General features: G+C 40.1%; 6 protein-coding genes and 1 pseudogene. 1 reads left to right on the plus strand and 6 read right to left on the minus strand.

Annotation, left to right across the window (positions count from 1 at the left end):
• Window positions 1-183: 183 nt before the first annotated feature.
• Window positions 184-2850, plus strand: a complete 2667-nt coding sequence (locus JNUCC31_RS32725) for a discoidin domain-containing protein (RefSeq protein WP_192267428.1) — start codon at window positions 184-186, stop codon at window positions 2848-2850.
• Between the two features lie 580 nt (window positions 2851-3430).
• Here the strand turns inward: JNUCC31_RS32725 and JNUCC31_RS33690 are convergent.
• The 6 genes and pseudogenes from JNUCC31_RS33690 to JNUCC31_RS32755 all read right to left on the minus strand — a co-directional run bounded on the left by JNUCC31_RS33690 (window position 3431) and on the right by JNUCC31_RS32755 (window position 12970).
• Entirely contained in the window at window positions 3431-3751 is a 321-nt protein-coding gene (locus JNUCC31_RS33690; protein ID WP_228469365.1) for a hypothetical protein, read from the minus strand.
• 243 nt (window positions 3752-3994) lie between these two features.
• Window positions 3995-4297: an immunity 53 family protein gene (locus JNUCC31_RS32735; protein WP_228469366.1), complete on the minus strand. Its 303-nt coding sequence runs from the start codon at window positions 4295-4297 to the stop codon at window positions 3995-3997.
• A 327-nt stretch (window positions 4298-4624) separates the two neighbouring features.
• Window positions 4625-5356, minus strand: a complete 732-nt coding sequence (locus JNUCC31_RS32740) for a hypothetical protein (RefSeq protein WP_192267429.1) — start codon at window positions 5354-5356, stop codon at window positions 4625-4627.
• Between the two features lie 17 nt (window positions 5357-5373).
• Complete coding sequence (locus tag JNUCC31_RS32745; protein WP_192267430.1) at window positions 5374-10305, minus strand: DNRLRE domain-containing protein; 4932 nt, start codon at window positions 10303-10305, stop codon at window positions 5374-5376.
• A gap of 654 nt (window positions 10306-10959) precedes the next feature.
• Window positions 10960-11400: an RES domain-containing protein gene (locus tag JNUCC31_RS32750; protein WP_192267431.1), complete on the minus strand. Its 441-nt coding sequence runs from the start codon at window positions 11398-11400 to the stop codon at window positions 10960-10962.
• A 740-nt stretch (window positions 11401-12140) separates the two neighbouring features.
• Window positions 12141-12970: pseudogene (locus JNUCC31_RS32755) on the minus strand (aldo/keto reductase).
• Window positions 12971-12996: the final 26 nt, after the last annotated feature.

Here is a 12996-nt window from a genome sequence, read left to right on the forward strand (position 1 = left end):
TATAAAATAGGCATTAAAGTGTCGTTTTTGTTAATGTAATTCCGTTCCCTCGTGCTCTACAATCGGTTATGACATGCTGAGTTGGCATGCACATGACTCTTGCTTCAGCAGGATCGGAGGTGACTATAGGGTTTCTTGAAACCGCTCACATACTCTGGAATCCAAAAGGAGGAGAACGAAAGCATGCGTAGAAAGTGGCCTTTTTTATTGTTGGCATTTACGTTGACCATTGGATTGTCTGTACCTGGAACCCAGGAGGTTCGAGCGTCAGAGGGTGACTCACAGCCATCTATTGATCGTGCGGGTGAGAATCTATCTCTGGGTACGGATGGCAGAAGCAGACTCTATCCAAACGATTGGTATCCAGGATTTAAAGATGAACAGGGAAGGTTTCTGCATGACTTTTCGTATGCCGGTTACCGGCGTGGGGAAACAGAACTACCTAAAACGGCGAAAAACAAACGTATCGACGTTACCAAATCACCTTATTTTGCCGATCCTTCAGGGGGCCGTGATGCAACACAGGCTATTCAAAAGGCAATTGATGCTGCTGTTGCGTTAGGTGGGGGTGTCGTGTATCTTCCCAAGGGTACATATCAGGTTAACCCTCAGGACGGCAAGGATTATTCACTAAACATTTCTGCAAGTCGTGTGGTCCTGAAAGGTGACGGGATGAACAAGACTCATATCTATAATGCACAGCAAAATATGAAAAACAAGGATATTATCCGGATCAGTAACGGAGATTGGAAGAAAACCGGAATTTCCACGAAACTTCGCAAGTCGGTTGCTGATCCAACCGTCCTGCTGCCCGTTGAAGATACAAGCGGATTTGCGGTGAATGATTACGTGGTCATTTCATTCGAAACGACGCCGGGTTTTTTACGTGAACTTGGCATGCAAAACAAGTGGTCGTCCCGTCTCGGTAAAGTAGAACCGTTATTCTATCGCCAAATCGTGGGCGTAGATTCAGAGAACAAAACGATTACGCTAGACATTCCGACGCGTTATCCAATGAAGCTCCGCGATGATATTACGATTAGTCAGACCGCAGATCCGATTGTCGAGGTAGGGTTGGAAGATTTCTCGATCTCAAACATTCAAAATGCGAAGTCGGGCCTTGGTGAGGATGACTTCAAAGTCGTTGGGACTGCTGGGTATGAAGCTGATAATGCCAAAGCGGTCAATGTGATTGCAGTGGCGAACAGCTGGATTCGCAATGTTAACACGTATAAACCAGCTGGCAATACAGATTATCATCTGTTATCCAAAGGTATTATTCTGGACCGTACAAAGAACGTCACTGTGGATCATGTAACCATGCAGTACCCGCAGTATCGTGGAGCGAACGGGAACGGTTATTTATATCAATTTATAGGCAATGATAATCTCATTAAGGATAGTAAGGCAATAGGAGCTAGACATAGCTTCACATATGCCAACTTCTCTGCGAACGGGAATGTGCTGCAAGGTTCGTATTCGGAGAATCCTTCATTATTGACTGATTTTCATATGTACTTGAGTATGGCGAATCTGATCGATAACCTGGTCGTTAACGGGGACGGAATCTCTGCCATTACGCGGGATTATGGATCATCCGAAACGAACCGTCATGGGGTCGTTTCGACGGAAAGTGTGTTCTGGAATACGACCGGACAGGCTGCACACCCTAGTAAATCCGGCGTTATTGTAGAATCAGAACAATTCGGGAATGGATATGTCATTGGAACAAAAGGAAAGGACACCGGCGTGAACGTCAACATTGTTGGTTCCATTCCGGATGCGAATACGCAGCCATTTGATATGGCGGAAGGCATTGGGCAGGGCGATCGTTTATCCCCGCAAAGTTTATATCAGGATCAGAGCAAGAAACGAATCAAAGATCTTCATCTGGGGCTTCAATCCCTGTTGGTGAATGGCGAAGCTATAGGGGGTATGCAGTTCTTAAGAACGGATTACGTCCATACTTTGCCTTATGGCACAACAGAAACGCCGATCATCTCTGCGAAAGCTTATGCGAAGGATGCCAAAATTAAAATTAAGCAGCCGCAAGGAATTAATGGAACTGGAGAGATCACTGTATCGTATCGGGGTCATACCCAGAACGTGCGCGTAAAATTCAAAGTAGCAGATACACCGGTACTTCCAGAGAATATCTCCATCAGTCCTAATAAAACGCTTCCAGGATGGAGAGTTGCAGGCAATGCGATCAGCGCAGGAGCGAGCGGCGAATTATCTTCTTTTGTTACATTAGATAATGGTGAGATCGTGAACATTGCAGAATTGGATGTTCCTGTCACGTATACGTCAACTGATGAAACTATCGGATATACGAAAGGGACTACCTTCCATGCGGTAAAAGCCGGAATTGTAGACATCATTGTGAGCTGCGTCTTTAATGGAGTACCGGTCGAGGCACGAGAGAAATTTGAAGTCAAAGAGCCTATGGCCGAACCGGAAGGACCGTTTGCAGTCGTAACCAAGGTTACGGCAAGTTCAGATGACGGCAATCTGCCGATCCATACGATCGACCGTGATCCAGACTCCAGATGGTCCGCAGATGGAAAGGGACAATACCTGCAGTTGGAGCTCGAGCAACAGACCGAAGTAGGGCAGGTAAGCATTCAATTCTATAATGGGCATACACGGTCCAATTATTTTGATTTGGAAGTATCAGTTGATGGTATTAATTACCAAAAGGTGTTGAGTAGTGTGGCTAGTCAAAAACAGGCTGCTTATGAAACTTTTGAATTTGAACCGGTCCAGGCGAAATTCATTCGTTATGTCGGGCAAGGAAACGAATCCAATACCTGGAACAGCATTATTGAATTTTGGGTACACGAGAATTAAAAATGACGTAGGATAAAATTAAAAGAAATTCGGTAATCAAATATAATATGCGCTCATTTATAAAGCTATAATGGGCGCATATTATATTTGGATAGCATATTTATCCATACGAAATTAAAAATATCTCGGGGGTTATAAAAAGAAAAAGCCACATTTATCCATGGGGTGTAAATGTAATGAGATGATGTAAAATCCAAAATTATAATAACTGTTTCACAAAACTCGTATTTTGTACATATGTATAACGGGATCAAGAAATTGTGGTGTACATTGACACAAAGTTCCCTACTACCTAAAAATCATATCATAAAAGGATAAGTACGGATTGATTTTGAATAATGTCACAATACTCTCATTATATCTACCGTCTTGTTTTATCGAGCAGTGATTGTAACTGAACTATTCTTTGGCTCTTACTTAGGAGAGAGTTTATTTGAGATAGCTCATTAATAAAATTTTTCGTCTTATTAACTACCTCTGTGATAAACTTCTCACTATTGACCTGGATATCTCTCCATTCGGGATAAACTCGATTTGCTAAAGGATTGGTAATGAGATATTCACTAATGAGGCAGTCAGACTAAACCACACTCACTAGTAAGTCATTATCAGCATAAGTAAACTCAATCCATGTATTATAGGATTCCGTATCCTTTATCGCTACATACTTAGTATCATCTATTAACAGACATACTTCTAATAAATTTGATAACCAAGTTGAAATAATGTCAAAACCTTCTTCACCCTCGCCCAGTTCCCTATTATGGTAATAGCCATAATCAACGGAATGCAGGTTTAGTTGAAAGAAACCTTCAATTCCCCCTTCTTTTTCAAATTGCTCTAGGTTCATCGTTTTCCAGTAACTCTTATCAATAATAATACGGTAATTTATCTCAAACAATTTTGACTACCTCCCGAAATCACCCAGAGTTAACTTAGGTTGGCCAAACGCAGTATCAAATTTGACATCTTTGAATAGTCTCGCTCTTATAAGAGTAACTATAATAGCCAGCCGCTCTTTCAAATATTAAGGAATACCAAAACACCTAGAAAAGATTAGTCCTAGATATATCTCAATAAAGGATAAAAAAGTCCTTATAAGGCATTTAACAAATCAAGGTCTCTTCCTCAGGTACTACAATAATTAACTTCTCTCTACACTCGAAACCCAATTTTTGAAGCAGTCGAGTACTTCTTCCAAATTTGTTGCTCCACCTGCACCGTGAAACACTCTATCCCTCACAATACAATAGAACCAATCTTCTTCATTTCTCTCTTCTTCGATCATATCAAACGGAACATCCTCTAAAAAAGTATCTTTCAAATCGATTCTGACAGACCAACCGGGATTATCCACAGTATCAATTTTAACACCGTATGAATGCTCCCAATCACCATTACAGTTTTCAAGATACCAGTTTTGAAGCCATTTTAATGTGTTCATCATCTCTACCTCTTCTGCGGAATTTCATCTTTTCCTTTCGGTCTAACTCCCCCAGGCATTGATTTGTCTTTAACACGAGGTGTTGGTGCATCTTGTTTTGTTAAATTGTTGATATGTCCCTTCCCTTTTCCATTAAGTGGGCATGGTTATCTGTATTTCTGCTCTATATAGCCGAAACCAAATCCTTAAAAAGCTAAAGGACCATTCCCCGGTGGTATGCCGAGAAACGGTCGCAGTTTAAATTTCGTGTTTTTTGTCTACTTGAACAGGGTTATTAACATAAATAGCGACATTCACTGAACTAATTATATTGTCCTTATACAATTATAATTAGTGTTCTATGGCTACCAAATACTTTTCATTTCCTTTTTTATTGATCAAAGCAACTTCAAAATCAGATTCCCATTTAAGTTCGCCTAAATGCTTAGCATAAGCAAATTCATCTGGTTGTTCTGATATGACCTTTTCTGAAAGCACTTGCGTACCATCACGTTGTAAAACAGATATGAATATATCCATGCTTTCTACATTATGATGGCATATAACTTCAGCATTGTACTTCTTATTAGGACTCTTTACTGTTTTTTTCCAAGTCCATTCATTTACATAACCTAACTCTTCTATTTGTAATGCTATTTCTCTAAATGGATCAATCTTCCAACCATTACGTAGAGCAAGTTTTTCGATCCCGTCCATGAGTAGTCGAAGCGTAACCTTTTTTTTCTCCAACTCATTTTTTGCACGAAAGTCATCCAAATTAAATTGGATTGGCGCCGAACATACACCTGAATCATTAACAATTCTTTCGTCCGAAATGTTTTCTACACATTCTATTAGGACTTTCCAACAATCTTTCGTTTTGTATTTCCCAAATAAACGTTCAAACATCGCTGTAATACAGCGAGTTTCCAATCTAAATGAACGTCTTTTCCATTTCCAATTCAATTCATAATCTAATTTTGTTGCTTCGTTGTACTCACATTTTTGTGTTTTCATTATAGATTCAATTTTTTCATCATTCGCAATATATGGTAAGTCTAAGTCAAATTCTTTTAAAAACATCTGATTCTCTCCTAACTTTATTCCCATGGGCGTGGTCTTTGATGTTTACTCATTGAATTTCCCTTGTCCCATAGTTTTTGAGCATTCTTTTTTTCCCATTCGAGGGCTTGTTGTCTGTTACGCATTTTAGATTTAACTACTCTTGCTTCATACTTATTAGTACCAGCATTTTTATTCCATTTGTTGACTTGACTGTTTGCTCGTGGAGAAGTCCCATTTTTATTTAACTTTTGTCCACTAATCCCTGTTTTCACAACATCTCCTGTTGATTTCTCTGATATTTCATATCCATGCTGTGTTTTTTTACTTGCTTTACTATTACCATGAGTTGCTTTTTTTATCGCTTTTCCGGCAGCCTTTTTAGCAGTCTTCTTAACAGCAGCTTTGACTACTTTTTTAACGACTACCTTTACAACAAAGACGATAACAAATATTATAAATGGATTATTTCCATCATCATCCACAAATGCAACTGGATTATTTAATCCATAACTATATCCATTCCGATTCAACGGATTATCCAGATCCATATCTTGTTCTGAATCCAGAGAAATAAAGGAACCTAGTTGCGGATTGTAATTTCTGGTCATCAGATAATATAAGCCAGTTTCTGTATTGTATCTATAACTAGCATAACGGTATGGATTTTCATCCGCAAGCGAGCCACTCTGATTTACAATATTCCCCCATGCATCATATTCATACTGGACTACTTCGTTACCAGTTTGATCCGTTAAACTAACGACATCTCCATGACCGTTCAAGTGGTAATAATAGGTATGCCCATCTTTAGTCATTGCTACCGGACTTCCACTATCATCCCACGTATACTCTCGAAGTGTTTTGTTATTTCCATCCGTTTCATAGATGACTTCATCGCCATCATAGAAGAAATTTGTCGTTCCGGACTGACCAATGGACTGGATACGTCGCCCTTGTTCATCATAACTATAGTGTTGTATTCTCTGACCAGATTGATCTTGCACTTCAATTAATTGATCCAGTTCGTCATATATATACGTTTGTTTTCCATCGTTTAATAGGTTTCCATTATTGTCATATTGATAAGATTGTCCATTAACAGAAGTTAATTGATTGGCGTTATTATGCTCGTATACAGTGGTTTGCTCCTGCCCATTGGTGACAACGACTTTTTGTGTCCGATTACCCACGTCGTCATATTGGTATTTAATTGTTGTCCCATCGGGTAGAGTTTCTTGTTCGAGTTGGTTAAGCGTATCGTACTCATACGCTGTATCACCTAATTCTGAATGAATTGTCTTTACATTCTCATTAGAGTCATACGTGTATTCGTACTCGCGAAGTACACTTCCTGTGCTGGAGTAATCACCGTAAGTGCGCAACTGTTCCCCCGTATCGTAGTCAGCCTTGGTTACAATTCCGTTTGCTCGATCGGCTTGTTCCATTGCACCCATATCATTGTACTGATAAGAAATGAGGTTTTGATTATCTTTGGAAATACTTTTTACTTGATCTAACTCCGTGTAATCATAATTTACAGTAGACGAATGTGCACCAGTTGAATATGAGAGCTCCTGAAGTCCACTATTCGCATTATAGTCATACGACTTTTGATGTCCTCTATCTACCTCTGTTTCAGGCAATCCGTCAGACTTATACGTGAAGGAACGGGCACCATTATTTACATTGACAAGTAACCCATTCTCATCATATTCGTAAGACCACTTTTGTTGCCCATCTATACTTATAGTTTTGAGTTGATCCAAGGCCGTGAAGGTTGAAGAGATTGTGTTCCCATTAGGAGTCGTGGTCTCCATTAGGTTGCCATTTGAATCATATTTGTTATCAGTCACCTTGCCAATGGCATCGGTCTTTTTCATTAACTGATTTTGACCATTGTATTCATACTGAACTACAGCCTGTTTTGGATTAATCGTTTTAGTCAAGTTTCCGGCTGTATCATACTCATACGTTGTCTCTTTTTGCTTGGGATCAATTACTGATTTCAGGCGATTTAACTTATCATAATGGTAATCAGTACGATTGTTATTTCCGTCGGTATTTGCGGTCATATTCCCAACCGCATCTGTTGTTACTGTTGTTGTGTTCCCTGCTGCATCAATTATCGATTTGATATCGTTACCTTTATCATCGTAGCTGTACGTTTCTATTGATTGGTCTGGATACGTCGTCTTTTTTAAGTTTCCATAGGCGTCATATTCATAACGTGTAACCTTTTGCTTGGCATCCACGATGGTTTCCAGATCACCAGCTGCGGTATACGAGTAATTGGTCACATTTTGGCTAGGATCAATTTCTTTGAGAACATGATTCAAGTCGTCGTACTCATAAGTTGTAACATTTCCAACCTCATCGATTTGAGTTAGAACATTACCTTTACTATCATATGTCTGCTCAGCAACAGTTCCATCTGGATTGGTTACTTTCTTGACATTATAGTTTGCATCTAGGACAAACTGAGTGATTTCACCCTTGGCATCTTGGATTTTCTCCGCCACAAAGTTAGCGTTCAGCGTATAGTTTGTCGTATGGCCGTTTGCATTTGTTACGTCTGCTGTACGTGCAGTGGTGTCATATTTGTACTGGGTTGCCGGCCGGTCACTTGCATCTGTAACCGAAACGGTTGAAGGTTCCTGCACTTTAACCAAGTACTCTTGATCATAGGTATACGTGGTTAATCGATTATTCGGGTCAAAAATGGTTTTAATGTAATTTCCACCATAACTAAACTGAGTTCGGCTATAAGTGCCATCCTCACTATACTGATCTACAGTGACTAACTTTCCATTCTGATACGTATAATCCGTTTTCCGCCCTTCTAGCATGGCATAATCAACTAACCCATCTGAAGTATATTCAAATGCAATGGTACGTCCTGATGGGTCCTCTATACCCGTTAGTGCTCCGTCCCCATTCCGTTTATACGTAATTCGGTTTCCATGCATATCTTGTTCATAACTGAGTTTGGCTTGAGTGATGCTTACTTGATCATCGTTAGAAACCGTATCGAAATGCATCAGGTATCCATGTTTGTCCGTTAAGTCATAACCCGTCGTGGCCCCTGAGCTACTTTTCACCTTGTTTAGTGTCAGATATTCGCCCGCTGAAGGCGTATACGTATTGTTTGATGCGTTATATTTGAATTCATAAGCAGATCCAGTGTGGTCTGTAAACAATACGTCTCCGGTTTTGTAAGCATCTACGATGGTTTCACCACCCGTATAATACCATCCGTAGCCAAACGGTGAAGACTCGCTAGATTTTGAATTATATGTCCGCATGAAGTCTACGGAGGTATCTCCTCTACCTGTTAAGGAATAATCATTAAACTGGATGATATTGTTCCCCGTGCCCAAATTGGTATAACTAGTTCCGTTAGCTATCGGATGACTATCATATGTCCAATAATCTTTTAGACCAAGTCGGCTAGCAGAGGTGTATGTCACGCTTAAAAGCGGCGTGTAATCTGGATTGGCCGTGTCATCACCGGATATAAACTTCTTGTAGCTGTTAGTTGTTTCTGAATTGCTTTTCAACATAAAACCTTTGTTTGTTGTAGGATCATTTATCCACTTTTCTAACATATTCGCAGGCAAAGACCACTTATAATTTGCTGCAAGTGAGGTTAACGGTCCAACTGCAGTTGTAGCGACTTGCGAAGCATTGAAATCTCCACCCTGTTTACTCCACAAGTTCGTAGCATCTGCATACATCCAGGATGCAGAGTATTCTGTCCATGCTTTATTGACACTATTTAGTGTGATATCTACATTAGTATTATTTGAAACGGAAGCTAACCAGAGGTTCAAGTCAGCCGTTAACACCTTTGCCCCCTGTGGGATGGTCGATGTATCAAACTGAATGAGAGAACGGATGACATTAGAGCTAGTAGCGTCTTTATATAGACCAACACCTAGTGTCGTATCGGTTGCTCCGGTTTGTTTGGGAAAAGCACTACGTATATTGGTATCCGCTAAGCGGTATGTCGGTTGAAATTTAACAATCGTCGGATCGATGGTGACTGGGTATACACGAGATGCATCATTAAGCCATGCGATACTTGGGATCACGTCAATGTATAACTGTCCCTTTTTCTCTTTCAATTCATAGTGAATATCGTAGGAAAGAGATTCTTCAGGGTAAGCATTAACTCCCTCTACCTGCTGATAACCTTCGGGTATAAAAGAGTCATACATTAACGGTTTATCGATGATATATTCAATATCGCCAGTAGATGGGTTAATCAAGGAAACGGAGCCATCCTGTTCCTGGCGATAATCCAAATTACCCAGAGTTAAGGAAAAGGAGTAAATCACTGACTTTTTTCCTGTCGGCTTTTTGCTGAGTTTAAGCTCTTCTTTGAGTCTATCGTTTCCCAGGGTATAAATTAAATCAGTATCGGGATAAAGCCCCTTATACGTCATTACATTATTCTTAACAATCCCTGCCGGCTTTGTGCTAGAGATGCTTTGCGTAGTTGTTAACGTATTTGTTTCCGCTATGGGGTTTAGACCAATGCGGAATTTATCCTCTTTGATCTCTATCAAATTATCAGAAACAGAATGCTTCTTGTTCATTTCTACTTTGAATTCATGATCGTTATTGTAAGCCGTTTGACTCGTCGTGTTTAAACGGTTATCAATCGGCTTCCACTCTTGATTTGAGGGATCTTGATAGTGAATGGGAGTTTCAGAAATTTGAGTTGTGTACGTTCCATTCTCATTTGCGAATGTCTTCGATTTTTCACTTCGGAGCGAAGCAATCTCTTTTGGGGTGTTGTTGGACGACAAGTTAGAATCGTCTGAAGTGTTGCTTTCTTGAAGTGTTGATCTTTCGGCTGAGGGGCTCCCCCAAGCAGTGGTATTATTTAGCGATGATGTAGAAATCAAGGAGCCAGCAATAATTAAGCTGATCACCTTATTCCAAAATTTGTGTTTCTTTCTCATGTTGTATCCCCTTGTCTATTTTTTTTACAGCAAGAAGAGTTATACCATATCATTGGAATACTTACTAAATGAAAAATTTGCTAAATGTCATCCGTTCCTCAAATACTTATTGCATTTTGAGCTATACTTACTCATTATTTATAAAACATACATCTAATCGTAAGTTGGATTGTGTTCTTGTCCTCAACAGCTAGTTTCAGACCGATATTTCGCCTTTTTAATACCTAGCCAACCCGTGTTTAACCTCTCATCGTGTCAGTTGTCCATAACAATGTGAACATTTTCATGTTTTACGCTTACTTAATGAGGTTTTAAGTTGCATGTGCACAACGTTTAGATATACATCTAATCGGAAATCGGACTATGTTCTTGTCCATTCCGGCAATCGGTACAAGTTCTTGTCCTTGGCTCGGGACAAGAACTTGTACCGATAAAATAAAAAAGCCGCTATAATAGCGACTTTAATGGGAATATGTTCTTGTCCCTCGACAAAAATTGACACAAAATTCCCTACCAAAAAATAAAAAAACCTTATTATATAAGGGATTTCATGGTTGGTAACTTTATGTCATTCTACATGTGGCAATGTAGCCAAACCTTTAGCACTCTTCTGAGTGAAACGTTCTTTTAGTCATAACTGCCAGTACCGGTTCTCTACTCTTCTTCATTTACTGTTCCAAGAAGGTAGTTGTAACTAACCTTTGTCAGCATCAATTTATTTATACTATGAACTTTTACTTTTCCTTCGAGTATTGGTCGCCCAAAGATTGCTATATTTTGTGCCACCTTAGAGTGTTCTATTGATTGAAATTGAGGTATTCGTCTATTAGATATTCCATACACTAATGCTTGATGTGGCATTAACCCTTTGCGAGCATTACTGAAATATGATGGATATACTATGCCGTCAAATCCAGCATTTTTTGCTGCTAAACTGATTTCATGAGTAATCTCATATGCATGTTTCCCAGCAAGAAAAAGCATATTCACTGCAATATCCAAACTCTCGAAATCAGTAATACTTTCGTTTTCTTTCAGTATAATTGATAGGTCCAAAAAGTTTAAAGATCCTTCTGGAATACTTGCTCTAAACATTTATCGGACACTTAATATGATAGTAATCATCGACTAAATATCCCCTCCATATGTGACACATTATATAAGGTGTTTATAATTTTATATTATATTTTAGATATTATCTACTAAACATTACACTGTATTTTGTACATATATCCCCCTATTACCAATGGATGCCTCAATGATCTTGTCTATTTCGGCAATAGGTCGCAGCCCTCGTTCTTCCTATTCTTCTCCTCCTGAATCGTTTTTCCATACCAAACATAAAGGCCTGAAGCTGCGCCAATAGGATGGCTACCTCGGGCCTATTCGATCAACTTTTCGGTGTATACAAAAACTCAAACAAATATTAAATAAGAATAGCAAGCGTCTCGTATTAAACGGGAGATGCATATGTTTGCAAAGCGGCAATTGTCACATCAAGAATCGCAATATTGTACATAAAACAAAATTATAAATCATTTCCACTGAAAGCTATTCCTATAAAAATAAATTTGATATCTTAACTTCTTTTCTTCCCCAGGGCAGTGGGGAACTTCTTGTCAAATTCCAGCGTAGTAACTTTATGTCACTAAATATTGACAAGAAGTTCCCTACAAATAATTTAAACCCCCTTGATTTATTAGAGGTTTCTTGGTTGGCGACTTTATGTCATTCTACAATAGAATTCGATGTTCAAGTAAAGAAAGGACAGGGGCACCCTGTCCTTTCTAATAGATGAGGATAAACGCGTGATGAGTTTACTGTTGGATCAAGGATTACAGCTCGACTCTCGAGGTGCCTAGCATCTTGGCAGATTTCGGATCGTGGTATGATAAGAATAAACTCTCCCGCGTATCGAGGGTGGAGATTTGTTCGATATCGTCTGCACTCAATTCGAAATCGAAAATGTCGATGTTTTCGATGATCCGCTCTTTTCTCACCGACTTTGGAATTACAACGACTTCACGCTGAACCAGCCAGCGCAGCACGACTTGGGCGACGGACTTGTTGTGTTTTTCTGCGATCGAGGCCAGCACTTCGTTGCCGAACATATGCCCAGTCCTTCAGCGAACGGCGCCCACGACTGGTGTTGCACTCTCTGCTCTTTCATAAAAGCGGCGTTCTCAGCCTGCTGGTAGAAAGGATGTGTTTCGATCTGGTTGACTGCGGGCACGATTTCATTATGCACGATGAGGTCCATCAGACGGTCGGGCAGGAAGTTGCTGACACCGATCGCCTTGATCTTGCCTTCGAGGTACAGGTCTTCCATCGCACGCCAAGCGCCGTAGTAATCGCCGAACGGCAGGTGAATAAGATATAGATCGAGATAGTCGAGCTGCAGCTTTTTCAAAGATTTAGCAAACGCCAGCTTGGCACTCTCGTAACCGGCATCCTGAACCCAAAGTTTGGTCGTGATGAACAGCTCTGCGCGTGGTACGCCGCTACGCTTGATCGCGCGTCCTACCGCTTCCTCGTTGAGATAACCAGCCGCGGTGTCGATCAGGCGATAACCAGCCATCAGCGCATCATATACGGCGTTCTCGCATTCTTCAGCATCCGGCACTTGAAAGACACCTAATAAGCCTACCACCTTCGTGTTACACAATGGAACCGATAGTCATAGATGGATGA

The sequence above is a fragment of the Paenibacillus sp. JNUCC-31 genome (assembly GCF_014844075.1).
GTDB lineage: Bacteria > Bacillota > Bacilli > Paenibacillales > Paenibacillaceae > Paenibacillus.